General features: G+C 56.9%; 19 protein-coding genes. 8 read left to right on the forward strand and 11 right to left on the reverse strand.

The features are described 5' to 3' along the window. On the reverse strand, positions 1-434 hold a 434-nt coding region (locus tag B088_RS05620), incomplete at its 3' end, for a transposase family protein (protein ID WP_018107440.1). A gap of 310 nt (positions 435-744) precedes the next feature. On the opposite strand from B088_RS05620, the gene B088_RS05625 reads away from it, so the two are divergent. The 5 genes from B088_RS05625 to B088_RS08335 all read left to right on the forward strand — a co-directional run bounded on the left by B088_RS05625 (position 745) and on the right by B088_RS08335 (position 7,472). Then, positions 745-1,089, forward strand: coding sequence for a hypothetical protein (locus B088_RS05625; RefSeq protein WP_155802340.1), 345 nt, complete (start codon positions 745-747; stop codon positions 1,087-1,089). Positions 1,090-1,271: 182 nt separating this feature from the next. After that, positions 1,272-3,656, forward strand: a complete 2,385-nt coding sequence (locus tag B088_RS05630; protein WP_018107442.1) for a TonB-dependent receptor — start codon at positions 1,272-1,274, stop codon at positions 3,654-3,656. Positions 3,657-3,669: 13 nt separating this feature from the next. Continuing rightward, positions 3,670-4,992, forward strand: a complete 1,323-nt coding sequence (locus B088_RS05635; protein WP_018107443.1) for a hypothetical protein — start codon at positions 3,670-3,672, stop codon at positions 4,990-4,992. A gap of 9 nt (positions 4,993-5,001) precedes the next feature. Continuing rightward, a complete protein-coding gene (locus tag B088_RS05640; RefSeq protein ID WP_025082084.1) occupies positions 5,002-6,333 on the forward strand; it encodes a hypothetical protein in 1,332 nt (443 codons plus the stop codon). A 41-nt stretch (positions 6,334-6,374) separates the two neighbouring features. Beyond that, positions 6,375-7,472 (forward strand): DUF4876 domain-containing protein, encoded by a 1,098-nt coding sequence (locus B088_RS08335; RefSeq protein WP_018107445.1) that lies wholly within the window; start codon positions 6,375-6,377, stop codon positions 7,470-7,472. A 162-nt stretch (positions 7,473-7,634) separates the two neighbouring features. On the opposite strand, the gene B088_RS05650 is transcribed toward B088_RS08335, so the two are convergent. From B088_RS05650 to B088_RS05660, 3 genes are read right to left on the reverse strand one after another with little or no spacing between them, the layout of a single operon-like run. Next, positions 7,635-8,219, reverse strand: a complete 585-nt coding sequence (locus B088_RS05650) for a sugar O-acetyltransferase (RefSeq protein ID WP_018107446.1) — start codon at positions 8,217-8,219, stop codon at positions 7,635-7,637. Then, positions 8,219-8,860 carry a ribulose-phosphate 3-epimerase gene (gene rpe, locus B088_RS05655; RefSeq protein WP_018107447.1) on the reverse strand — a complete coding sequence of 214 codons (642 nt, stop codon included), beginning with the start codon at positions 8,858-8,860 and terminating at the stop codon, positions 8,219-8,221. Before rpe ends, B088_RS05650 begins: the two co-directional genes overlap by 1 nt. A 3-nt stretch (positions 8,861-8,863) precedes the next feature. Next, a complete protein-coding gene (locus B088_RS05660; RefSeq protein ID WP_018107448.1) occupies positions 8,864-11,182 on the reverse strand; it encodes a RelA/SpoT family protein in 2,319 nt (772 codons plus the stop codon). A gap of 226 nt (positions 11,183-11,408) precedes the next feature. Here B088_RS05660 and B088_RS05665 point away from each other — a divergent pair, with 226 nt between their 5' ends. From B088_RS05665 to B088_RS05675, 3 genes are read left to right on the forward strand one after another with little or no spacing between them, the layout of a single operon-like run. Beyond that, positions 11,409-12,728 (forward strand): anaerobic C4-dicarboxylate transporter family protein, encoded by a 1,320-nt coding sequence (locus B088_RS05665; protein WP_018107449.1) that lies wholly within the window; start codon positions 11,409-11,411, stop codon positions 12,726-12,728. Positions 12,729-12,755: 27 nt separating this feature from the next. Beyond that, entirely contained in the window at positions 12,756-13,814 is a 1,059-nt protein-coding gene (gene ansB, locus B088_RS05670) for an L-asparaginase 2 (RefSeq protein WP_026170516.1), read from the forward strand. A gap of 12 nt (positions 13,815-13,826) precedes the next feature. Further along, positions 13,827-14,966 carry a porin gene (locus B088_RS05675; protein ID WP_018107451.1) on the forward strand — a complete coding sequence of 380 codons (1,140 nt, stop codon included), beginning with the start codon at positions 13,827-13,829 and terminating at the stop codon, positions 14,964-14,966. Between the two features lie 81 nt (positions 14,967-15,047). Here the strand turns inward: B088_RS05675 and B088_RS05680 are convergent, their stop codons facing one another. The 7 genes from B088_RS05680 to B088_RS05710 form a co-directional block, all read right to left on the reverse strand. Next, a complete protein-coding gene (locus B088_RS05680) occupies positions 15,048-15,743 on the reverse strand; it encodes a YiaD family glycine zipper/OmpA-like lipoprotein (protein WP_018107452.1) in 696 nt (231 codons plus the stop codon). Between the two features lie 47 nt (positions 15,744-15,790). Then, positions 15,791-16,477: a YggS family pyridoxal phosphate-dependent enzyme gene (locus B088_RS05685; protein ID WP_018107453.1), complete on the reverse strand. Its 687-nt coding sequence runs from the start codon at positions 16,475-16,477 to the stop codon at positions 15,791-15,793. A gap of 14 nt (positions 16,478-16,491) precedes the next feature. Next, positions 16,492-16,938, reverse strand: coding sequence for a DUF4494 domain-containing protein (locus B088_RS05690; RefSeq protein ID WP_018107454.1), 447 nt, complete (start codon positions 16,936-16,938; stop codon positions 16,492-16,494). Between the two features lie 27 nt (positions 16,939-16,965). After that, on the reverse strand, positions 16,966-18,162 hold the full coding sequence (locus tag B088_RS05695) for a 1-acyl-sn-glycerol-3-phosphate acyltransferase (protein ID WP_018107455.1): 1,197 nt from the start codon (positions 18,160-18,162) through the stop codon (positions 16,966-16,968). A gap of 488 nt (positions 18,163-18,650) precedes the next feature. Beyond that, positions 18,651-21,782 carry a type I restriction endonuclease subunit R gene (locus tag B088_RS05700; RefSeq protein ID WP_018107456.1) on the reverse strand — a complete coding sequence of 1,044 codons (3,132 nt, stop codon included), beginning with the start codon at positions 21,780-21,782 and terminating at the stop codon, positions 18,651-18,653. A gap of 14 nt (positions 21,783-21,796) precedes the next feature. Then, on the reverse strand, positions 21,797-22,897 hold the full coding sequence (locus tag B088_RS05705) for a restriction endonuclease subunit S (protein ID WP_018107457.1): 1,101 nt from the start codon (positions 22,895-22,897) through the stop codon (positions 21,797-21,799). Continuing rightward, positions 22,894-24,441, reverse strand: coding sequence for a type I restriction-modification system subunit M (locus B088_RS05710; RefSeq protein WP_018107458.1), 1,548 nt, complete (start codon positions 24,439-24,441; stop codon positions 22,894-22,896). The genes B088_RS05705 and B088_RS05710 overlap by 4 nt, the downstream gene beginning before the upstream one ends. Positions 24,442-24,795 lie beyond the last annotated feature (354 nt).

A 24,795-nucleotide genomic window follows, 5' to 3' on the forward strand; every position in this document is an offset into this window, starting at 1 on the left:
ACCTGATCAAGAGAGGCGTGTATCCTGGAGAGATAAGCCGTCACCGTGTGGCAGTCCGCATCCGGCTCCATCTTCTTGACACCTCTCATGGTCTTCCCGTCAATGCAGATATGCTCTCCGACAGAGCTGTACACCTCTAGGAGCCATGATTTAAACGCATTGTGGAACGTGACAGGCGATAGGGTCTGGAAGACGGCGCAGAACACGTTGTGTGAAGGTGTGTACCTCCTGAGTACCTTTCCCGAAATCTTGAAATAGAGTTTCCTCAAGTCCTTCTGATGAATCTCGGCATAGTCCTCCATCGCATGCCAAGAAGTTTGGTTGCACATCATCGTGCAAAAAGACACAAGCAAAAGGTAATCAATGGGATAAACCAAATGATTCCCTTTCTTGAACTCAGGAATGAGCGAGATGAACGAGAGCAAATTATTCATACCTAATAACGCTTACAAAGAGAGGCAAACGATTGACTATCAGGTATAAAGGTGCTAATAATTCGCCGGGTGCACAAGCTTAACGCTCTGATTTTTAGACATTTTTCTTGTTTTTGCTCAGAAAGACTTCAGGCAAATCCAAAAACGTCAGCCCTGTACCGGTATGAGTTTGCCCTGCCGGGGTAGACTAATTTGATAATTGGAGAAAAGGAGAGATAAAATACTCACTTCTGAGTATGTCCGGCGAGGGAAAGAGATCCTACCTTTGCACAAAGATCTGACCATGCAGTATATAGGGACATACCGACAATTGTCAGGAAGAGCTGAGCAGCTCAAGAGGCTGTTTATCGGCCTCTTCCTCATCGTCGTACTTGCCTCGCAGCTGATGATGGTAAGGATCCATATCGACTCCCCATCCCATCAGGCTCACGTCACCTCCCATATGACGCAGGAGAGTGGGTATGCGGATGTCGGCTCTCTCTGCGTTCTGCAGCTAATGGAGAGCACCATGTACGAGGATCTGGTCGAGATCCCCTACGTGGCGAGAGTCGAGGGCTTCGTGCTCGCCCTTGCGATGACGGAGTGTGTCACTCCGCTGCTACCGCTCACGGACCAACCCGCTCTCCGGGCTCCTCCGACTCGAGTGGCAGCGTAATCCCCTGCACTCACCTAACGCTCTCCTACGGGAGATCCATAGCCTTTAGCCCCCTATCCCGACCTCGGGGTAGTAGTCACCGCTCACTTCTCTCTCATAGAGGTGGACCATCGGGCATATCGCCCCACGACTCCTCGAGAGCTACAACCGGCTCTCGATACACTCATAATATACGTAATACCATGACCAAGCATATCGGTCTCTCGCAGAGACCTAATACGCTGATGCTTCTCCTCATCCTCCTGCTGGCAGGATGGGCATACAGCAGCCATGCGGAGGAGAAGACCCGCAGGCTCACACTTTGCGTCCTCGATAGTGCGACCGGAGACCCGATCCCTGGTGCTATCGTACGCTCCGAGGAGGCACTCAGTGCCCAGCCCACCGATCTACAGGGACACTGTACCCTATCCTTCCCCATCACTAAAGAGCGGGTAACGCTCACCACCTCTTACCTCGGATACAAGAGTGACAGCCGCACGATCTCACTCTCGGAGATACGCGGAGTCCTGACGATCCGTCTCGAGGAGAATGCTACTCTGATCGACGAAGTGGTGGTCCAGGGAGATCTCCGGCAGACTAGTATCCTCCAGCAGACAATGAAGATCGACCCTAAGACGCTGGAGAAGTCGAGTACCCTCACCCTCGGACAGCTCCTGGAGACAGTACCAGGTGTAAGCACCATATCCAGTGGCAGCACGATCTCCAAGCCAGTGATCCAGGGCATGCACTCGGGACGTATCCTACTGCTCAACAATGGGGTGCGACTCGACAGTCAGAGCTGGGGCTCAGATCACGCTCCCGAGATCGACCATACTGGTGCTACTAATGTAGAGGTTGTGAAGGGTGCGGAGTCGGTACGCTACGGCTATGGAGCCATAGGAGGAGTCGTACTCTTTAGTCAGGCGGAGCTCCCTTACGGATCCAAGAATCTTCGTGTCTCCGGCACGACTGACCTCGGGTACGACACCAATGCTCACGCCTACAGTGGCACCGGCAGCCTCGAGATGGGCTGGCGGAGTCTGGGGCTTCGTCTCCACGGACTCTACCGCCGGGGAGGGGACTACTCTACGGCGGAGTATATCCTTAATAACACCGGTTACACCAATATCAGCCTCTCGGCCCTTGCAGGCTGGAGCAAGGGAGCGATCACAGCCACACTCTTCAGCAGTCTCTTCTACGCCCGTAATGGCATCTACTACGCCAGTCGAGTCTCCGACATAGACCAGTTGCTGGCACGCTTCCTTGCCGGACGTCCTGACGAGCGGTCACTACGCCCCTTCTCCTACGAAGTGGAGCCTCCATTTCAGCAGTCACAGCACTTTATGCTCAAGGGAGAGGTGAAGTGGCAGGTGAGTGAGGCACACAAGCTCCGACTGATCCTCTCTCATCAGGATAATCTGAGGTGGGAGTTTGACAAGCGAACCAAGGCGGACTGGAGCCGGATCCCCATGCAGGACCTGATCCTCTCCACAGAGCGCGGTGACCTCTCCTGGGTCGCTCAGTGGGGCGGTCCACTGGCACTAAAGACTGAGTCCGGTCTCTCTGGCACCTATCAGCGCAACTATAACTATCCGGGGACGAAGCAGCCCGCATTTATCCCCAATTACGCCGCTCTCACGCTGGGAGGATACATACTGCAGGACGCTACATTCCTTGAGCGACTACGCTGCTCGGTCGGTATGAGATACGACTTTAGGGCAATGGATGTCAGTGGGTACACTTCGCTAAGCAAGTATAGGTATTACTCGGACTTCAAGGTCTATAGCAACTTCACGGCCAGTCTGGCCCTCCACTATCAGATCAGTGACGAAGCTGATCTCAGAGGTAATATCGGCTGGTCCTGGAGACCCCCGGACATCAACGAGCTCTACGCCACAGGACTCGAGCATGGCACCTATTGGGTGGTGGGCAATCACCAGCTGACAGCAGAGCATGGCTACAAGTCTGTCCTTGGTGGACGGTGGCACAATGAGTGGCTGTCTGTGGAGCCCAGTCTCTTCTACCAGCATATCGACAACTATATTTATGATGCGATAGGCAAGGGTCTGGAGCGCTTCCATAATCATCCAAGCGGGAAGTATCCTCGATTTATCTACGGACAGGACGATGCCAGGCTCTATGGTGGTGACCTGACACTCTCTGCTATGCCGCTGCAGGGACTGACTCTGACGGGCAAGGGTGAGTGGATCCGCGGACGTAATGTGACTCGCTCCGAGTGGTTACCCTTTATGCCAAGCGACCGTTATGGTCTCTCATGCAGCTATGGCACTTCGCTTGGCTCGGATGACCAGTACCATACTTCCGTCTCTCTCTCGACGATATACGTGACCAAGCAGAAGCACTTCAATCCTGAGAAGGACCTCGTCCCCGAGACTCCTCCCGCATACACGCTACTCAATGGCAGCGCAGAGTTTTCAATGGATCTACCAGGTGGACGTGAAGTGAAGCTGATGCTGATAGGGGACAATATCCTCAATACCCTGTACAAGGAGTACACAGACCGCTTTCGCTACTATGCCCATGCGAGAGGCGCCAATTTCTCGCTGCGCACGATTGTAAAATTCTGACACCACCCCTACCATGATAAAGACAAGACATATACTCATACTCCTTACTCTTTCGCTTCTCCTCACCGCCTGCTCGGACGATAAGGTGGACGCCCTGATGAAGAAGATAGTCGTTGCTCCGCCTGCCTATATTGAGCGAGACATCAAGGGACATGAGCAGATCTACTCCTGGCAGGTGATCCTACGCCTCGCTCGCAGGATGGGTCCGACAGAGCTGTCAGGAGGATCGACGGTCGAGCTTTATAAAGCCTACGACCTAAGTCATAGAGAGACTCCGATCCCGGTCTACCAGGACATCACGTTCAGAAAGGATGAGAGCGGCAATATCACCATCAGCTCCGAGCGGAAAGCCTTTGAGGTGGTACGATCAGACCGCTTTTGCTACGCCATGGAGATCCGCTACTTTGACGCCAACGGGATACTGATCAACCACCAATTCGCTCAGTACGACCCCAATGATCCGGACAACTCCACCTTATGCGTCCACCAGCATTTCTTCACTATCCGCCAAAACTCCCTTGATGGTGGGCAGCTGGTTTATCCAATGACTCTGGACAGCCTATACTACGACCGATTCCTCTTCGAGGGAGAGTCGCTCAGCCACGCAAGTCTCATCTCCGCCGGTGGTGTCTATACTCCTGAGGACTATACTGTCGGTTCCGGTATACTCCGGTATGACCGGATGCTAGCAGAGATGGCGGTCGAGAATACGATGACCAGTCGTGCCACCCAGCCACTAACGCATGACGGACATAGGTATGTCCTCGCTGAGACAATTCAGACTCCTGAGCTTAATCAGCGGGTCCCGGAACTCTTCTCCTACGAATACCGTGACACAGACCCCGTCGAGGAGCAGCTCGGAGAACCTCTAGAAGAGAGTGATGACCTAGGACGCAACCGTGCCGGAGGCGTGGTCGTGCCACTCCGTCAGAAGCGTGAGTATGCCAGTCCTGGAGTGGATTTAGATCGACTGGGATTCAAGGGGCTGATCCGCTTCGGCATGGGAAACGTCTGCTTCCAGATGCGAGTCAGTATCTGCCACATACAGGATCGAGTACAGGTGCCTGCGGGACTAGTCTTAGGCAAGTATGCCAATACTGCCGCACCCGGAGGACTCTACGACCACTACGAACTGCAGTCCTCGTGGAATACCTTCGACATCGACTACCCTGTCCCCTTCATCGTCCTTGGAGATGTCGCTAATCGAGAGCAATGCCGCGCCTCCATCCTGAGGTATTATGCGGATCGGGGACGAGAGGTGGACGAGAGTGCTCTGGAGGAGATGCTCTGGGGCGATGATAGCTACTTTACCGGCCTCCCCGGTATCACCTTCTGAGAGATTACCATGAGACGAATACAATACCCCATATTACTCCTCACCATCCTACTATCCCTTACCGGTTGCCAGAAGTTTGTCTTTGGAGACATATCGGTTAGCTACGAGAATAATCCTCTCGAGCAGAAGAAGACACCCCGTACCGGTGCTGACCTCTATGAAGCCCCAAGGGTGACTACTCCTATAGCCAATCCTGATCCGGATGGAGCGCTGAAAGACTGGGCCACATGCCTGGTTATGCTTAAAGAAGGGCACCCGCACGGTGGTGGTAAGCTGCATGGTAACTTTGTCTATGACAAGGCGCCATGGCGACAGGAGGAGTTTGTGGTGATCCATAATACACCCTCCGGTCAGCCCTCCATCGAAGTGCTACGCTCCAGTACCGCCACCTATGCAGAGACGCTTCGAGGAGCTGAGGGACCGGACTACCTCCGAGTCATTGGGGGAAAGAGCAAGCTCTGGGGGCTCTGCCTCTACTTCTTCGACAAGGAGGGGAAGCGGATCAATGACCGGATCTACAAGATGTCCGACCGGTACCAGATATTCTATACCGTAAGTGATCTCGATAGCATCGGTAGGCCCTACGAAGTGATGGATGTGAGGTACAATGGAGATAAGGATCCCCAGACAGGGGCACCCATAGTGCGTCCCGTACCGTCGGAGTTCTTTGCCGACAAGGGGACCTTCGAGGCACGTGCCGCAGCCACTCCGGAGATATTCCGCTACATCTACCGCGACACCTGGACAGAGGAGGATATGTCGGATGGCGTGAGGGAGCTCTTCAATATCCGACTCCTCCCTCCTCTCGGTCGCAACGACGAGCGAGCCTCTGCGCCCTATGATCAGGACTGTGTGGGACTAAAGGGCCATTTCCTCTTTGAGTCGCAGGTCTCTGAGGGAGTCGATGCCCGGTACGCTGGTACTGATAAGGCATGGCCCATCACTCTGACTGATGGTCGTCCTTACACACGATCGACCTACCTTCTGCCACAGTTTTTCCTCTCTATACGTGTAATGAAGTGTCCGGAGGGGAACAAGGTGCGACGTCCCATGCCGACCAATAACGCTGGTGAACCTATGGGCTATAGTAGGCTGGTCTGTGATCCCTACTATGCTCCTGACAAGTCATCAGGCTGGGAGGAAGTGACTCGCTTCAATATCCCGCTCAAGGTCTACACAAACGCCTACGACTCTGACCCCACACATACTGATCCTAACGAGCCCTACTACTTTCATCTCGGACTTGAGATAGGTCTTAGTCCCACAGAAGCCTATAAGGCGGTCAGCAATCTGATCACTCATGGGAGCGGTGGGGCAGGTTACGGTGCATGGTTCCTATAACTCGAATAATTACTTTTCAAAACTCTATACAACATCTACTTATGAGATATTACACTACGCTCACGCTCCTCATCACCTGTATGGTGATTGGTCTCACAGGATGCCGCCGCGATGGCATCCCTACCGGTGGAGAAGGAAATACCACCGAGGAGAGCAAGCAGACTGACCTCCGCATCCTAGAAGTGTACTACGCCGGCTCGGAGTACTCCCGAGTCGTCGAGGGACAGAGGTACGACAGTGAGTACACTGATGATGCTTTCATCAAGATCTACAATCCTACCAAGGAAGTAAAGTATCTCGACGGGATGCTCATCGCCACAGGTAGCCTAGACCCCGCAGCCAATATAGAGGTCACGGCGACTGACAGCAGCTCCTCCGGGACAGCAGACTACTATCTCAATAACTTCCTTGTAGGCTCGATGCTTCTCTTCCCCGGTAGCGGCACAGAGCATCCGGTCCAGCCCGGCACCGCAGTGATCATCGCCAAGAAGGCAATTGATCACAAGGCCACTTTTGCCAAGCAGCTGGCAGAGTACGGTGAAGATATAGGGACCTATGACCTCTCCAAGCTGATCGACCTCCATCAGGCTAAATATAGCTGGACTGAGGGCTCTGGTGAGATCTGGGTGCATGAGGTCTTCAATGCCAGCGGTATTGAGTCCCCAGAGGAAGCAGCCAACGCCTGGGACCCTGAGGAGATGAACGACTTCTCCATCTCCGGGAAGACCGCTCTTGCTCTGATACGCCCCACTGTCGAGATCAGCAAGATCAGAGAGGCATTCCTGCAGGAGTGCAAGCTCCCCGCCTCAGACCGGGAGAAGGCGGCCTACTACAGAGATGTCTACTTCAAGTCGACCCACCACTCCAGTCGCAAGGTCGGACTCCTCTTACCTAATGATCAAGTGATCGATGCAGTCGTCATCTGCCCAATGAAGGAGAAAAAGATGCAGATACTCAACCTCTCCCTCGACAAGGGCTTCCATGGTGTACAGCAGTCCTCTGGAGATAAGAGGTCTACGTATGCCGGAAAGTCGATCGTCAGGAAGTGGGATGGCAAGGGCTTTGTCGATGAGGACAACTCAACCGGTGACTTCGAGGTAAAACCGGTTAATCCTACCACCACTATCATACGGGACTGATCATCCCGACCAGGAGCAAAAGAAAAGCCCCGCTGCAGAGCCTGGACTCTGCAGGGGGGCTTTTCTTTTGCTCTCATTGGCGATCGCTCCGATCTAATACCGGTATTAGTGACTACTTATACCGGTATTAGTCCTCTCTATTACCGGTAATAGAGTAACGGCTCAGGGGGAGGGACTCAGGTCGGGTGGAGAGGAGGTCCGGAGATGGCGCTTGACGACAGCAGGATTGCCGGCGGCGAGGCAGTCGGAGGGGATGTCTCTCGTGACGACGCTCCCGGCGGCGATGACCGAGCGGTCACCGATGGTCACACCGGGGCAGACAATCACGCCACCACCGAGCCAGCAGTCCTCACCAATGGTGATCGGGTGAGCCGTCTCCACCGGTCGGCGGCGCTCCACGGCATCAAGTGGATGAGCGGGGGTGTAGAGCTGGCACTTCGGTCCGATGCGGGTGTGTGCCCCTATGGTGATCAGTCCACCGTCCAGCAGGACGCAGTCAGCATTTAGGAAAACATCCTCACCCAGCCGGATGCCGTGACCGTGGTCGCAGTAAAAGGGGGCGACGATGGTAGCACTCTCCGGGATGCCGGGGATCAGCTCCTCCAGCACAGCACGGTAGTCGGGGTGTCCGGGGTAGAGAGAGCGGAGACGGCAGCAGAGACGGGAGGCGTGGCGAAAGCTCTTCGCCAGCTCGGGCGAGGAGTAGTCGTAGAGTCGCTCGCCCCGCATATCATCGAGTAGGCTCATCAGAGCACGTAGAGACTGTGGATCGCCTCTCTCGGCTCCTCGGCTCCGAAGACATAGCTCCCCGCCACCAACACATCGGCTCCGGCAGCGACCAACTTCGCCCCGGTCTCGGCATTGACGCCGCCATCCACCTGGATGAGGAGGTCAGGGGCAAGGGCGCGGAGGCGACGGACTTTGTCTAATGCCCGGGGGATAAACTTTTGTCCCCCAAATCCGGGATTGACACTCATGATCAGCACCATATCCACGGCGTGGAGGATGTCCACGAGCGTCTCCACGGGGGTGGCGGGATTGAGCGCCACGCCGGCCTTACAGCCGAGGTCGTGGATCTGCGCCACCTGCCTATCAAGGTGGACACACGCCTCCTGGTGGACGGTGATCATGTCCGCACCGGCGGCAGCAAAGGCCTCCACATAGAGCTCCGGGTGCTCGATCATGAGGTGGCAGTCGACCACCTTCTTAGTCGCAGGGCGTACCGCCCTCACGATAGGTATGCCGTAGGAGATATTGGGGACGAAGTGTCCGTCCATGATGTCACAGTGGACCCACTCTGCCTCGCTCTCCTCGACGAGACGGATCGCCTCTCCGAGGTGGAGGAAGTCGGCGGAGAGGATGGACGGGGCGACGATGGTATGTTTCATGGCTTACTTATGGGGTATAAAGGGTTTTTGATTAGGTATGGGGATACCGCGACGCTGCTCGGAGTACTCGGGGAAGATCTGGCGGATCTTGAGGAGACCGAGCACCTCCTGCATCCGTCGCATCATCTCATCACGCTCGGACCGATCACGGACGCGGACGTGGATGGAGCCGATCGCACTGCCGTGGATGCTGTCCACATGGATGCCGATGACAGGGATGTGCATCTCCCGGACGATGTCGATCAGATCATCGAGGAAGGTGGGGGAGTCGTTGCCGGTAAACTCCAGGGTGATGCCGAAGTTGGAGTGGATGTGCGGTCCCCAGCGGACGGCGACGATGTCATCGCCATAGGTGGCCTTGAGCCGCATAGCCTTGGGACAGGAGGTGAGATGGACGACCGGCTGTCTCTGCTCATTGATGATCCCGTGCACCTCCTCGCCGTAGACAGGTCGGCAGCAGGTGGCACGGATGTAGTTTCGGATACCATCGTTGGCGCGAAGAGTGTAGATCTCCTTCATCCGCCCCGGGTCTACCGTCGGCACCTTGGTCTCATCGGAGTCCTCCCTCTGCTGCACCGTAGGCTCCTGGGTCCTCGTCCGCGCCTCCTTGCGCGCCTTGATCAGGTGCTTCATCAGTGCGTGATCCATGCGCACTTCGTAACGATTGACTGCGAGGAAGAATTGATCCCGAGAGGGATAAGAGAGTACCGGTGCCTGCTCATCCTCCGGCAATACGTGCTCCGGATCGTAGCCCCGTCCCTCAGCAAAGCGGACAAAGGCCTTACGCCCCGCCTCGATCTGATCCGCCTCCCGGCGGTGGAGGAAGTCGGTGATGTACCGCTTCGTCGTCGGACTGGTGGCATACTGAAGCCACGACTCCTTGGGCTCCGTATTCTCAGTCGTTAGGATCTCCACCTGGTCACCATTCTGCAGCTTGGCCGAGATGTCGACCATCTCATGATTCACCTTCGCACCGATGCAGCGCCGTCCCAGTTCCGGATCGAGCTGGTAGGCAAAGTCGAGCACAGTGAAGTCCTGTGGACAGCGTATCCGATCCCCCTTGCGGGTGAAGATGAGCATGTCCTGATTGGCAAACTTGTACATCATCGTCTCGTAGTCGTCTGATGCACTGGGACCGGGATTATTAAGGAGCGTGTGGACGTTGCTCAGGATCTGCTCCTCCACCGGATCGACCTCCTCGGCGCTGTGGGTCTTGTAGCGCCAGTGAGCCGCCAGTCCCCGCTCCGCCATTTCATGCATCTGACGGGAGCGTATCTGCACCTCGACCCACTCTCCCGTCGGACCCATCACGGTGATGTGGAGCGCCCGGTAGCCATTGGGCTTCGGGTGAGTCAGCCAGTCTCGCGTGCGGTCATCCTTTAGGGCAAAGTGGGATGTGAGCACGTGGTAGATCCGGAAGCAGTCGGCATACTCCGAGCGGTCCGTCTCCGGCTCAAAGACGATACGTATCGCAAAGACGTCATAGATCTCCTCCAGCGGCAGACCCTTGGCCTGCATTTTATTCCAGATCGAGTAGGTGCTCTTGATCCGGTGCTGTATCTCGTAAGTAAGCCCCGTTTCATCGAGATCCGGCTTGATGATCTCGTAAAACTTGTCGAAGAGTCCCTCCCGCCTCGTATAGGTCTGTGAGATCTTGTCGTGCACCTCGCGGTACTCCTCCGGGTGAATGTACCGCAGCGAGAGATCCTGAAGCTCCTCCATTATCGCATACATACCGAGCCGCTCCGCCAGTGGGGCGTAGAAGAGTCGGGTCTCTGCGGCGATCTTGGACTGCTTCGTCTCCGGCATGCTGTCGAGGGTGCGCATGTTGTGCAGACGGTCGGCGATCTTGACGAGGAGGATGCGGATGTCCTGCGTCGACGTCACCAGGAGTCGGCGGATATTCTCCAGTTGACCGGAGGTGTTATTGGTCTCCGTCATCACCTCGACGAGGATCTCGCCGGAGAGCTTCGTCAGACCGTCGACGATCCGAGCGATAGAGTCTCCAAACATATCCCGGATGTCCTCCACCGTGTACTCCGTGTCCTCCACCACGTCATGGAGCAGCGCCGCAGTGATCGAGGTGCTTCCGAGACCCATCTCCGAGCAGGCGATGGAGGCGACGGCAATGGGATGGAGGATGTAGGGCTCCCCGCTCCGACGCTTCACCCCCTTGTGGGCGTCACGTGCCAGACGAAAGGCCTTCTGGATCGGCTCCGTATGCTTACGATGATTGGAGCTGAGGTAGTCGCTCAGCAGCTTGTCGAAGGCGGCCTGCACCACCATCTCGTAGTCTATAGGATTACTCTCTTCGGTACTCATAGATAAAGGGGGAGGAGGTCCTCCATATGCGGTCCCTACAAACTTACGAATTATTATGATTACGCCGTCTCCCCGCAGGGCAGTCTCTTGTGGGAGAGACTCCGGTCCCGAGGAGATGGGACTCCAGGGGGGAGACCCATAATTTGCATTTCTTGAGACAATGGGTACATTTGTGACAATAAAGCTGACGAGATAGTGCGCCGGCAAACCCATAGAACGACACGACATGTTACTTATCCAGCTGTTTTTCATCCTGGTAGCCATCGTCGTCGGTGCCCGTCTCGGTGGTATCGGCCTCGGTGTGACAGGAGGTGTAGGACTGGCGATACTGGTCTTCGGATTTGGTCTGATGCCCACCTCGCCGCCTATCGATGTAATGCTTATGATCGCCGCAGTGATCTCTGCGGTCTCCTGTATGCAGGCAGCAGGAGGTCTGGACTTTCTCGTCAAGGTGGCAGAGAAGTTTCTCCGCCGTCATCCGGACAAGATCACGATCTACAGCCCATTCGTCTGCTACCTCTTCACCTTCCTTGCCGGTACCGGTCACGGTGTCTACTCCCTCCTACCGGTGATCTCCGAGGTGGCGCGGGAGACAAAGATTCGTCCCGAGCGACCGCTCTCGATCTCCGTCATCGCCTCTCAGCAGGCAATCACCGCCAGCCCGATATCGGCGGCGACGGTGGCGCTCCTCGCCCTCCTCGCTCCGGCGGGTATCAGCCTGATCGACATCCTCAAGGTGAGTATCCCGGCGACGCTGGTCGGCGTCTTTGTGGGGGCGCTGACCTGTCTCCATAAAGGAAAGGAGCTGGAGGAGGACCCCGAGTACCTCCGCCGCATGAGCGAGGGACTGATCGAGCCATCCCGTCTCTCCCAAATGGATCCTAATGCGAAGACCCCCTTCAAGGCTCGCCTCAGCGTGATCCTCTTCCTCGTGGCGGTGGTCGCGATTGTCCTCCTGGGATCGATCCCCACCCTGAGACCGGACTTCGTCATCGACGGCACGACGGTGAAGCTCGGCATGCCGGAGGCTATCGAGATGATTATGCTCAGCACGGCTGCCATCATCCTCCTCGCCACCAAGACCGACGGGATCAAGGCGACGAAGGGATCGGTATTCAATGCCGGGATGCAGGCTGTGATCGCCATCTTCGGTATCGCCTGGATGGGAGATACCTTTATCAATGGTAATATCGACGCGATCACCACCAGCCTGCAGGACGTAGTGACGAGGATGCCGTGGCTCTTTGGGCTTGCCCTCTTCTTTATGAGCATCCTGCTCTTCAGCCAGGCAGCGACGATCCGCGCCGTGGCTCCGCTGGGCATCGCCCTCGGTATCTCACCTATGCTGCTGATAGCCCTCTTCCCTGCCGTTAATGGCTACTTCTTCCTCCCCAATTACCCGACCGTGGTGGCAGCGATCAACTTCGACAGCACGGGGACGACGAAGATCGGAAAATACCTACTGAATCACTCCTTTATGATACCCGGGCTGGTGGCGACAAGTGTTGCCATCGCCGTAGGCTTGCTACTCATACAGATCTATTAATAACCCCCTTTACACAAACTCAAAGTTATGAAACAACTAACATCTCGTCTGGGTCTCCTCGCACTGATGATGACCCTCTGCATGGCAGCGATGGCGCAGAAGCCTCATGTCCACATCCTCGCCACCGGCGGCACGATCGCCGGTGCAGGTTCCTCCACCACCGGCAGCAACTACACCGCCGGTCAAGTAGCCATCGGCACACTCCTCGATGCAGTGCCTGAGGTCAATGACGTCGCCGAGGTGACCGGTGAGCAGATCGTTAATATCGGCTCACAGGATATGACCGACGATGTATGGCTAACCCTCTCCAAGAGGATCAATGAGATCTTTGAGAATAACGAGGCTGACGCCGTCGTCATCACTCACGGAACTGACACCATGGAGGAGACTGCCTTCTGGCTCAGCCTGACGGTGAAGAGCAAGCGCCCTGTCGTCCTCGTAGGTGCTATGCGCTCCTCTACCGCTATGAGTGCTGATGGCCCGCTCAATCTCTACAACGCCGTTGTCGCTGCTGCCGACAAGGCCTCTGCCGACAAGGGCGTCATGGTCGCCATGAATGGTATCCTGATCCCAGGTCAGATCGTCTCCAAGACTAATACCACCTCCGTAGAGACCTTCCAGGCATCCACCGGCGGTCCCATCGGCTACGTCTTTGGCGGCAAGGTGTACTACAATATGAGCTACGGCCTGACCGCACAGCGCATCGTCTTCGACGTGAGCAACCTGACCAAGCTCCCCAAGGTGGGCATCATCTATGCCTACTCCAATATCGAGGCTGATATGCTTGACCCGATCCTCAATGGTGGTTACAAGGGTGTGATCCACGCCGGTCTCGGCAACGGCAACATCCACAAGAATGTCTTCCCCGTCCTGGAGAAGGCTCGTGAGCAGGGGATCCTCGTAGTCCGTTCCTCCCGCGTCCCGTCCGGTAATACCACTCTCGACGCTGAAGTAGACGACAATAAGTACGAGTTCATCGCCTCTCAGTCTCTCAGTCCCCAGAAGGCCCGCATCCTCCTGATGCTCTCCCTGACGACGACGACCGACTGGCAGCAGATCCAGAAGTACTTCAACCTCTTTATGTAATCTCCCCCGCCTATGTCTAAGAATACACTCAGACTACTCGCTTGCGGGCTGATCGTCACCGCCTTTGGTGCCACAGCTGCCGCACAGCAGGAGCACTACACCACGGAGCCCTCTCTCGCTGAGCAGGTGGGCATCGTGAAGGCGAAGCAGGATAAGTTCAATCTTTTCCTCAATATGAATACCTCTCTCGATGCCGCTTGGGACTCAGAGAATTTCAATAGCCTTAATTTCTACGCCCGTCAGCTCCGCATAGAGGCAAAGGGAAACATCACTCCCTGGCTCTCCTACCGCTGGAGGCAGCGTATCAATCGCCCCAATGGCAGCTCCGGCAACATTGATAACCTCCCCACCTCGATCGACATCGCCGGCATCGGCGTACGACCGACGGAGAAGTTCTCCATGTTCCTCGGTAAGCAGTGCGCTGCCTACGGTGGTATCGAGTTTGACCTCAATCCTATTGAGATCTACGAGTACTCCGATATGATCGAGTACATGAGCAACTTCCTCACGGGAGCCAACTTTGCCTACGACTTCACTCCGGGACAGCAGCTGCAGTTCCAGGTACTCGACGCCCGCAACGGCAGCTACGAGAGCACCTACCCCGGCATGTACGATAAGGTAGAGGAGACGAAGGTGCCTCTGGTTTACACGTTCAATTGGAATGGTACCATCGTGCCAAACTTCTGGACCACCCGCTGGTCATACTCCTACATGAGCCAGTCCAAGGAGCACAATATGATGTACGTCGCCCTCGGTAACCACTTCGACTTCGGTCCCGTGGACGGTCACTTTGACTGGATGTACTCCAATGAGGGGCTCAATCGCAAGATGATCATCAATGATCTGGAGAATGTGGAGTACAACTCCTTCGTCCTGAAGCTCAATTACCACATCTCCGACAGCTGGAATATCTTCGGCAAGGGTATGTATGAGACCGCCTCTGCAGGTGGCACGGACAAGTGGTTTGACGGCACGAAGCAGCGCACTTCCCTCGGCTACTTCGCCGGCGTGGAGTACTACCCGATGGAGGATGGCAATCTCCACTTCTTCCTCACCTACGTGGGTCGCAACTTTAAGAATAACATTGACGATACCACCGCCTCCACCAATAAGCTGCTCTGCGGCTTCATCTACCAGCTCCCGATGTTCTGATCGGAGCAGGCACATCACCTAATAAGGGAGAGCAGACCCACTGAGGATCTGCTCTCCCTTTTTTGTACTCGGAATAGTTGCTTACTTCTGCTTGGCAGCCTCGGCCTTAGCCTCGTTGATCATCTCCTGGCTCGGCAGGATGAAGACCTCCACGCGGCGGTTCTTAGCACGACCCTCCGGGGTGCCGTTGTCAGCGATGGGCTGGTCGGGACCTACACCATCGAGAGTCATACGGGTGCTGGAGACCTGATGCTCGCGGAGGAAGTTCACCACACTCTCAGCGCGACGCTTGGAGAGACCCACATTATAGGCATGCTTACCGGTGCTGTCGGTGTGACCGATGATGCGGATGTTGGTCTGGGGGTTGGCATTCATATTAGCCGCAAAGCGGGTGAGCGCCTCCCGAGACTGGGGACTAAGGGCGGTGTTGTCAAAGCCGAAGAGGATACCGCTGTCAAAGGTGACACGGATCGCCTCACCGTTATTGACGCGCTCCACCTCAGCCTCAGGGACAGCCTGCTCGAGCTCCTTGGCCTGCTTCTCCATATGGTTGCCGATGAAGCCACCGGCGACACCGCCGACGATACCCCCGATGAGTGCACCAGCTCCAGCATTGCCTGCCGTATTACCGATGCCGGCACCGATGGCGGCACCTGCTGCGGTACCGGTACCGGCACCGAGGACGGTCTTGTCCATCTTCTGGAGGAAGCCACAGCCGCTGAGCGAGATGCTGAGGGCAAGGGCGGAAGTAGCGAGGATTGTTGTTGTCTTCTTCATGATTCTTCTATTCTACTGATTCAAAATTAATAGTTACCCAACGTAAGTCAGTACTCACGAGGGCCAAAGATCGCCGTGCCGATGCGCACATACGTCGCGCCGTGCCTAAGGGCGATCTTATAGTCTTGGGACATGCCGATGGAGAGCTCACGGAAGGAGGGCTGATCAGCAAAGTACCGGTCGCGCACCTCACCGAGAAGCTCCTGCATGCGGGCAAACTGCCGCTCCACCAGCTCCATATCATCGGTCAGCGAGGCCATCGCCATCAGCCCGACCACCTCGACGTGAGGGCAGTCGTCGATCAGCCCCGACTCCAGGAGCTCACGCAGCTCCTTTTCATCCAGTCCGTGCTTCGACTCCTCACCCGAGATATGGATCTGGAGGAGGCACCGGATCGGCCCCCGCTCTGCGGGACGCTCCTGGATCGCCGCCTGCCGCTCGATCTCTCTCAGGAGCTTAGCTGAGTCGACACTCTCGATCGTGTCTACGAAGGGGGCAATGTACTTGACCTTATTTCGCTGAAGCGTCCCGATCAGGTGCCACTGCACATCGTCGGGCATCTCCGGCTGCTTCGCCACCATCTCCTGGACGCGGTTTTCGCCAAAGATACGCTGCCCCGCATCGTACGCCTCCCGGAGCTTCTCTACGGGATGAAATTTCGACACGGCGACGAGGCGGACCTGCTCTCCCAGCTCTCCTCTCAGTGCTTCTATGCGATCGGCAATGGTACTCATGGGATGATTCACTCTTACTGCGCTTCTGCGGGCTTAGCCTCCGGAGCCTCGTACCGAAAGGCGTCCACCAGCTGGGTCTCAGCAATCGAGGCGATGGTCCAGTCGGCGAGCGTCGTCTTCATCTGCTTCTCCAGCTCCTCGAGAGCGTCCCTAAAGTCATTCGCCTGCACCAGCATATAGGTGTACTTCTTCTTCTCTACGCCATTCTTCTCGTCCAGCTGGATGAAGCCGACCTTGGCCTTGTAGAAGAGCTGACCGTTATTGAAGAACGTCTCCGAGTAATTGACCTTCTTGACGCTGTCGAGCCGGAAGGGGCCACGGCTCTCCATCTCCCCACTCATACGCTCCTCAGCCTCGGTAAAGGTGAGGGCATCGACGAGGTAGTACTCGTGGACCTTCTGGACTTTGCCGGACTCGGCGATCTCTTTTTCGTAAGTGACTTTGCACTCAAACCAACTCATGGAGCTTAATATCTTTCTTAGTAAAACTTATCTGCGGATGATCTTGCGCGTGATGAGGTTATTGACCAGAGGATTGGCATAAGCGTCAAAGATCATATGTGCCACCTCCTCTCGATCCTTGGTCGCCACCTTGGCAGCATCCATCTGCTCCTCCACGTAGAGCTCAAAGAGAAGGCGCTCCTTGCGGCTGTACATGGAGTCAAATTGGTCTCCACCGCGGACGATGTCGTAGGCGATGTAGTTGGAGGGGTAGAAGCGGTAGCTCAGGAAGATCTGCCGGTCGATCTCCCGGGCAATGGCAGCCAGTTGCTCATTCTTGCTTGCCTCCGGCTCGTAGAGCGAGGCGAGATCGCGCAGCGGCTCAGCCACCTTGATATGGACGCGTCCCTTCCTGCCACTCAGACCGGTACGCATACTGACGAGATCCTCTGTCGGCTGCTTCTGGTAGTCCGGGTTGCGCCGGCGGGCAAGCAGCTCCACCGCCTTGAGTGCATCACAGGGGTCATACTCGTAGGAGATCGCCATCGGCACTAAGTGGAGACTCTCGATAGACTCGGCGATCGACGCCCCCCTCGGGGCGCTCAGCGTCAGCATCTTCAGCAGACCGGGCTGTGTGGTGTCGTCGGAGTCCTTCGCCCGACCATCTCTCTGCGCCAGCCAGATATGCTCCTCCCTCTGCTCCACGGCAGTCCTTATATACTCCGAGAGACGCTTAGACTCCAGCAGGGTCTCACGAACCGGCAGCCCTCGCTTCACCACCACGCCGTCACAGAGTCTCACGAGAGTCCGTATCCAGGGACGCTTCAGAAGATTGTCCCCCAGCGTCATCCGTGGCATGGAGAGACCCGACTGCAGGAAGAGCAGATCCAGTATGGCGGAGTCGAGGATGATGTCTCGGTGGTTGGAGACGAGGAGATACTTCGTCTGCCCCTCGCGATCGAGGTTGCTCGTGCCGGAGATGGTGGTGGAGAAGGTGGTCTTGTCGAGCAGCCCCGAGAGACCGGCACTGATGAAGAGTCGCTTGAAGTCAAAAATCGACCTCACCTGCTCGCTCAGCAGCGTCTCACTCTCCGGAGAGAGATCGAAGCCAAAGGTATCGGCGAAGTGGCGAAACTCCTCATCCCGCAGCAGCTCCACGATGGCATCATGCACCTCAGCGTCCGTAAAGGGGCGTATGGTCTCGAAGTGCGGATCGGTCGTACTATGGTATTGATTATCCGGCATATCTAACATAACTAAGTGATGGACCCCACCGGTGGTCGGATCCCATTACTCTCGTAAAGGTACCACTTTTCACTCACCCTGTATCATACCCTGGTCGAATAAACCTCCATCATCGACCTGGCTGCAAATATACACCCCAAACCGCCACCGCTTGTCTCCTCCGGTCTCCACTCGTCTCCTAAGTGCAGATGATGACACAAGCGGTCCTCTCAGCAGCCCTGCCGGACAGTCACCGGTGACCTCCTCATACAGGGGTGACGCATTTGAGAGACACCGTAGCCGTTCATCAAATTGTGAAGAGTGGGGAACGAAGTACCCCTTGTGGGTGCCCGCTCCATAGCCACAGGTCGAGGGGCGTAGCCCCGAAGACCCGTGGACCAGGCAACGCAAGTAATCCTGCGACCCCGCCTGGGTGTCGCACTTACCAGTCAGGCAATAAGTGCGACACCCTGCCAGGATCGAGGGGGGGGAGGGGTGGGTCTCTGTACTCACAAGTCGCCACCGACACCGGCATAGCGGTCGACTAAGCGGCTGATCTGCTCATGCACCTCGTCCATCCGCCCGGCAAAGTCCGGGTCCAGCGGCTCCGGGTCAGGCATCAGGTCGTACAGGTCTGTCCCCGCTCTGGAGGCAAACTCCCGCCTGAGTGAGGTGCGGAGGTAGCGCCTGGCGGGCTCCTCCTTCAGTTGCTCGCTGTCGATCAGCTCCCGCACCTCCCGCTCTCGCTCACTCCGGGCAAAGGTGAAGAAGGCACCGATGATATCGGCTCTGTCGGCAAAGCTGTCTAAGTCTGCCTGCCGGATGAAGTCGACGACCAGCCCCTCCTTGGCACGATTGCCGAGACTGGAGCGGATCACCCGGCGGATCTCCTCGATGATCCCCTCCTTGTCCTCGTGCCGGCGGTGATAGTCGAGGATCAGCCCGAGGATATAGTCCAGGTCGATCTCCTGCGACTTGAGCAGCTCCACCTCGAAGACCACGTCCGACCAGTCTACCTGCTCCTTTTTCTCGCCTGGCAGGGCGGGTGTGGGCTCCTCCTTCGAGGGGCGGTACTTATCGATGATGTCGTTGTAGGTGGACTTGTAGTCCTGCACCCTCCGCTCCGTCAGGAGATGGGTCTTCGCCATCTCAGCCACCTCCTCATCGGTGAGGAAGTGGCTGTCTCGGAAGTGCTCCACTGCAGCCTTATCCTCGGCATCGATGGTGGCCAGCTCCTTGGTGAGCGTGTACTCGTCGTAGTTCTGCAGCACATTGATGAGTCGGAGATACTTCCCGAAGAGGTTCACAAAGGCCTTGGCCTGAGTGGCGCTACTTGAGACGATCTCGTCCGGCTCGGGAAACTCCTCCTCCAGCGCCGTCACCACCTGGTCATAGCCCTCCTGGTGCTCCCCGGTCACCGGGTCAGTAAAGCCGTGGAGGTACTCCTCATAGCTCCGCTCGATGATCACGTCACGGGTATTTTGCTTGCCGAAGAGCGTGATCGCATCGATCGTCGCCTGCTCGAGGTCGCGGAAGGTGATGATATTGCCGAAGGGCTTGGTGGCGTCGAGGATTCTATTCGTCCGAGAGTAGGCCTGTATCAGACCGTGGTAGCGGAGGTTCTTGTCGACAAAGAGGGTATTGAGCCCCGGGGCGTCAAATCCGGTGAGGAACATCCCGACCACGATCAGCAGATCCACCTCGCCCCGCTTCACCCTCTCTGAGAGATCCCTGTAGTAGAGCTGGAAGCTCTCCCCATCCACGTCGTAGGAGGTGCCGAAGTGGGCGTTGTAGTCCATGATCGCCCGGTGGAGAAACTCCTTACCACTCAGGCTCAGCGCCGTCGGCTCGAAGCTCTCGTCCTCTATCTCCCCGTAGGAGCTCTGCTCCTCATTGGGGGCGTAGGAGAAGATGGTGGCTATCTGCAGCGGGTGGTCACTCCCTGCCTGCAGTGCGGTCAGCGTCTCGTAGTAAAGCTTTGCCGCATCGACGGAGCTGGCGGCGAGCATCGCATTGAAGCCCTTGGCTGTGGGACTGGTGCGCCCGGTCTTGATCCGGAAGTTGTCGAGGATGTATCGGGAGATCTCGCGGATGCGCTCCGGGTGGAGGAGCGCATCGTTTCGCTCATAGGCGGAGAGCTTGTCGGGATCTGTCTCCGTCTCGTAGCCCTTAAATCGAGGGCGGACGTCGTTGTAGTCCACCTTAAATCGCAGCACCTTTTCATCCCGGATCGCATCGGTGATGACGTAGGCGTGTAGCTGGGTGCCAAAGACGCTCCCGGTGGTCTCCGCCCCGAGGGCATTCTCGGGGAAGATCGGCGTGCCGGTGAAGCCAAATTGGTAGTACTTCCTGAATCTCTTCCGGAGGTTGCGCTGCGCCTCGCCAAACTGGGACCGGTGTGCCTCGTCGAAGATGAAGACAACCTCCTCGTTGTAGATCTCGAGGTCGGGCTCACTCTTCATCAGGTTATTGAGCTTCTGGATCGTGGTAACGATGATCCGGTCGTCCGGTCTCTCAATATTGGCCCTCAGCTCGCGAGTGCTCTCGGTGCCGGTGATGCTGTCGGGGGAGAATCGCTTGTACTCCGTCATCGTCTGATTGTCGAGATCCTTGCGGTCGACGACGAAGAAGACCTTCCGGATGAAGTCGAGCCCGGTGGCGAGCTGTGCCGCCTTGAAGCTCGTCAGTGTCTTCCCTGACCCGGTGGTGTGCCAGATGTAGCCCCCGCCCTCCGGCGTGCTCCACTGCTTTGCCTCGTGAGCGGAGCGGATCTTCCAGAGGATCCGCTCCGTGGCGGCGATCTGGTAGGGGCGCATCGTCATCAGCTCGCGAGAGGTATTGAGGATGGTGTACTTGAGGAGCACCTCGAGGAGGGTCCGCTTCTGGAGGAAGGTGGCGGTGAAGTCCTTGAGATCCTTGATCGGCTGATTGCGCGCCGTCGCCCAGTTCATCGTAAAGTCGTAGCTCCCCTTGGTCGGCTTGAGGATATTGGCGAAGTAGCGGGTGTCGGTGCCATTGGAGATGACGAAGAGCTGTAGGAAGCGGTAGAGGGAGGTGTCGAGATTGAAGCTCTCCTTGCTGTAGCGGTGGATCTGATTAAATGCCTCCCTCAGTGCGACGCCTCTCAGCTTGAGCTCGATCTGGACGAGGGGCAGGCCATTGACGAGTATCGTCACGTCGTACCTATTGTCGTGGAGACCGGTGACGGCGTACTGGTGGGTCACCTGCAGGTAGTTGCGGGAGAGTCGCTCCTTATCGACGAGGTAGATATTCTGTACATGACCGTCGTCAAAGGTGAAGTCGTAGACGTGGTTGGTCTGGATCATCTCCGTCTTGTCGATCGGCGTGTCGCTCGGGCGGTCGAGGTACTCCACAGTGAAGCGGTCCCGCTCGGCGTCGGTGAAGGTGACGTCATTGAGCCGCTCTATGCAGGTGCGGGCGTTGGCGAGCATCTCGCCGGGAGAGTGGAGGATGATGTAGCTGTAGCCCTGCGCCTGCAGGTCGCTGAGCAGCTCCTCCTCCAGGTCCGCCTCGCTCTGGTAGCCGGCGGGGGTCTCCTGCAGGCGGGAGAGCTTGGTGTACTCCTCGAGGACGATGTAGTTATTGGTCTCGGCGATGGAGCCGGTCCGGTAGGGTCTCATGGTGCGTGTCTCTATTAGTCTTGAGGGGTGAAGGTGAGGAGGAGGTCTCGGTAGTAGCTGTACTGCATTCGTCTCAGCTCCAGCTCTCTCGGCAGTCCCTCGGTGATCGAGTGGGCAAGTGTCTCAAAGCGGTCCAGTATCCCGACGATCCGCTCCTGCTCCTCCAGCGGTGGGATGGGGATAGGAAGTCTCTCGAGAGCAATTCTTGAGAGACGCGGTATGCTGGCTTTTCTCACTTTTGAGGTGATCATATGCTTGGAGGACAAGAGGAAATGGTAGAGATACCTGTCTATGAGATTGCCGGATGACTCAAAATAATAGATGTCATCCGCAGCCCAGAAATTCTCTCGACTGTAGCCAATCTCACCTGCAGCACCTGCAGCAACTACAAAGCAAGAGTCCTTGGGAACATTCCATTTGTCAAAGTAGCCAAGGGGAGTGAGACTGTTTTGGAACACAGCATAAGATCCCTCTTCGGCAAGATCCTTTCTGACCACCCTCTTTCCTCTTCTGATGTCAACGACATCACCGAGGGGGAGGTAGGTGACGGCATCGTCGGGGAAGCTGAGGAGGAGATCGCGGTAGTAGGCGTACTGCTTTTGGCGAGCTTCCAGCTCTGTCTCCAGCTCTGCTTCCAGCTCTGCCTCCAGCTCTGTAAACCTATCTAAGACCCTCACTATCTCCTCCTGTACGTCCCTCGGCGGGATGGGAATTTCAAGTCGTTCAAGTACGCTGCGAGAGAGACGCGGTATGCTGGCTTTTCTTACTTTTGAGGTGATCTTGAACTTGGATGACAAAAGGAAATGATAGAGATACCTGTCTATGAGATTGCCAGATGAGCCAAAATAATAGATGTCGTCCGCAGCCCAGAAGTTCTCTCGACTGTAGCCAATCTCGCCCGCAGCACCGGCTGCTACAACAAAGCAAGAGTTTTGAGACACATTCCACTTGTCAAAGAATCCAAGGGGCGTGAGACTATTTTGAAACACAGCGTATGACCCTTTTGCCATAAGATCCTTTCTGACCACCCTCTTTCCTCTCTTTATCTCCGCCACATCGCCGAGGGGCTTCCAGGTGACGGGGCGTCCGGCGAGGAGTTTGTCTAAGTAGCTCATGCCTCTATCTCGCTGATGATGGCGTCGATCTCGGTGCGGAGGCGGGTGATGCGCTCGACGATGTGGGCGAGGTCGGCATTGAGCCTGCGGATGTCGATCTCCTCGCGGGTGTCCCTCGGCTCGACGTAGGAGGAGACGGAGAGGTTGTAGTCCCCGGCGGCGATATCGTCCTCATCCACCATGGCGACGACGTGGGGGACATCCTCCTTCCGGCGGAAGAGCTCCACGATCCGCTCGATCTGCTCGTCGGAGAGGACGTTTTGATTGGTCTCCTTGGTGAAGAAGTCCTCACCGCCGGCGTCGACGAATTGGATCCTCGTGTCGGGCTTGTGCTTGGAGAGGACAAGGATATTGGTGGCGATGGAGGTGCCGTAGAAGAGGTTGGGCGGCAGGGCGATGATGGTCTCGATGTAATTCTCCCGGACGAGGTACTTCCGGATCTTCTGCTCCGCCCCGCCGCGGTAGAAGACACCGGGGAAGCAGACGATGGCGGCGCGCCCGGTGGCGGAGAGGTGGTAGAGGGAGTGGAGGATAAAGGCGTAGTCTGCCTTCGACTTAGGGGCGAGCACGCCCGCCGGGGCGAAGCGGTCGTCATTGATCAGCGTCGGGTCACCGCTGCCGACCCACTTGATCGAGTAGGGAGGATTGGAGACAATGGCGTCGAAGGGCTTCTCATCGCCGAAGCGGGGTTCGAGGAGCGTGTCCCCGAGAGCGATGTCGAAGTTATTGTAATTGACGTTGTGGAGAAACATATTCATCCGCGCCAGGTTGTAGGTCGTCTGATTGATCTCCTGACCGATGTACTTCTCGCTGATGATCTTGTCTCCAAATTGCTTCCTCGCCTGCAGGAGCAGCGACCCGGAGCCGCAGGCGGGGTCGTAGATCTTATTGACACTCTCCTTGCCGTCGAGGGCGATCCGTGCGAGAAGAGCGGAGACGCACTGCGGGGTGAAGAATTCGCCCCCCGACTTGCCGGCATTGGCGGCGTAATTGGAGATCAGGAACTCGTACGCATCCCCGAAGAGGTCGATCCGGTGATCCTCGAAGTCCCCGAAGCGGAGCGAGTCGATGCCGCGGAGGATGGCTGTGAGCCGCTTATTCTTCTCCGCCACCGTATTGCCGAGGCGGGAGCTGGTGGTATCGAAGTCGGCGAAGAGCCCCCGTATGTCGCGCTCCGACTCGAAGCCGATGGCAGAGGCCTCGATGGCGTCGAAGATCGCCTTGAGGTCGGTATTGAGGTCCGGATTGTGCTCCGCATCGCGGACGACATTGCAGAAGAGCTGGCGGGGGTAGATGAAGAAGCCCTTATTGCGCGTCGCCATGGTGATCATCGCCGGCGTGATGCTCTCCTCGGGGAAGGTGGTGTAGTCGTACTTCCCCGTGGGGCCGTTCATAAACTTGGTGAAGTTCTCGCTGATGAAGCGGTAGAAGAGGATCCCCAGCACGTACTGCTTGAAGTCCCAGCCGTCCACGGTGCCGCGCACCTCGTCGGCGATCCTCCAGATGGTCGCCTGGAGCATGGCTCTCTGATCTGTCTCTGTCATAGGTGTAGCTGTCTGCTTGTACCGCTAAAGATACCGACAAATCCCGAGATCTCGTCCCCCCGGGGTGCAGGCACCAGCCGAGTGCCTATCTTGTCGGACGAGTCGGACGAGGGGTTCCCCTCTACGGGATCGTCCAACGGGGGCATTGATGAGGTTCACCCGGGGATTCACCAATACTGAATCGCAGGCAGGAGCACGGGCAGCGAGGCACCCCGACAGGGGTGCTCGTCGTTTAGCCCGGATGTCGAGGGGCGCAGCCCCGAAGACTCCGGGTTACGATGGGTCGGCGTTACCCCAGCGACCCCGCTAGGGTGTCGCACTGATTGCCTGACTCCCTGATAAGTGCGACACCCT

The sequence above is a fragment of the Porphyromonas bennonis DSM 23058 = JCM 16335 genome, assembly GCF_000375645.1.
GTDB lineage: Bacteria > Bacteroidota > Bacteroidia > Bacteroidales > Porphyromonadaceae > Porphyromonas_A > Porphyromonas_A bennonis.

Coding starts and splice junctions, on each gene's coding strand:
- B088_RS05630 (WP_018107442.1), top strand. CDS start 1,272: ATGACCAAGCATATCGGTCTCTCGCAGAGACCTAATACGCTGATGCTT.
- B088_RS05635 (WP_018107443.1), top strand. CDS start 3,670: ATGATAAAGACAAGACATATACTCATACTCCTTACTCTTTCGCTTCTC.
- B088_RS05640 (WP_025082084.1), top strand. CDS start 5,002: ATGAGACGAATACAATACCCCATATTACTCCTCACCATCCTACTATCC.
- B088_RS08335 (WP_018107445.1), top strand. CDS start 6,375: ATGAGATATTACACTACGCTCACGCTCCTCATCACCTGTATGGTGATT.
- B088_RS05650 (WP_018107446.1), bottom strand. CDS start 8,219: ATGAGCCTACTCGATGATATGCGGGGCGAGCGACTCTACGACTACTCC.
- rpe (WP_018107447.1), bottom strand. CDS start 8,860: ATGAAACATACCATCGTCGCCCCGTCCATCCTCTCCGCCGACTTCCTC.
- B088_RS05660 (WP_018107448.1), bottom strand. CDS start 11,182: ATGAGTACCGAAGAGAGTAATCCTATAGACTACGAGATGGTGGTGCAG.
- B088_RS05665 (WP_018107449.1), top strand. CDS start 11,409: ATGTTACTTATCCAGCTGTTTTTCATCCTGGTAGCCATCGTCGTCGGT.
- ansB (WP_026170516.1), top strand. CDS start 12,756: ATGAAACAACTAACATCTCGTCTGGGTCTCCTCGCACTGATGATGACC.
- B088_RS05675 (WP_018107451.1), top strand. CDS start 13,827: ATGTCTAAGAATACACTCAGACTACTCGCTTGCGGGCTGATCGTCACC.
- B088_RS05680 (WP_018107452.1), bottom strand. CDS start 15,743: ATGAAGAAGACAACAACAATCCTCGCTACTTCCGCCCTTGCCCTCAGC.
- B088_RS05685 (WP_018107453.1), bottom strand. CDS start 16,477: ATGAGTACCATTGCCGATCGCATAGAAGCACTGAGAGGAGAGCTGGGA.
- B088_RS05690 (WP_018107454.1), bottom strand. CDS start 16,938: ATGAGTTGGTTTGAGTGCAAAGTCACTTACGAAAAAGAGATCGCCGAG.
- B088_RS05695 (WP_018107455.1), bottom strand. CDS start 18,162: ATGCCGGATAATCAATACCATAGTACGACCGATCCGCACTTCGAGACC.
- B088_RS05700 (WP_018107456.1), bottom strand. CDS start 21,782: ATGAGACCCTACCGGACCGGCTCCATCGCCGAGACCAATAACTACATC.
- B088_RS05705 (WP_018107457.1), bottom strand. CDS start 22,897: ATGAGCTACTTAGACAAACTCCTCGCCGGACGCCCCGTCACCTGGAAG.
- B088_RS05710 (WP_018107458.1), bottom strand. CDS start 24,441: ATGACAGAGACAGATCAGAGAGCCATGCTCCAGGCGACCATCTGGAGG.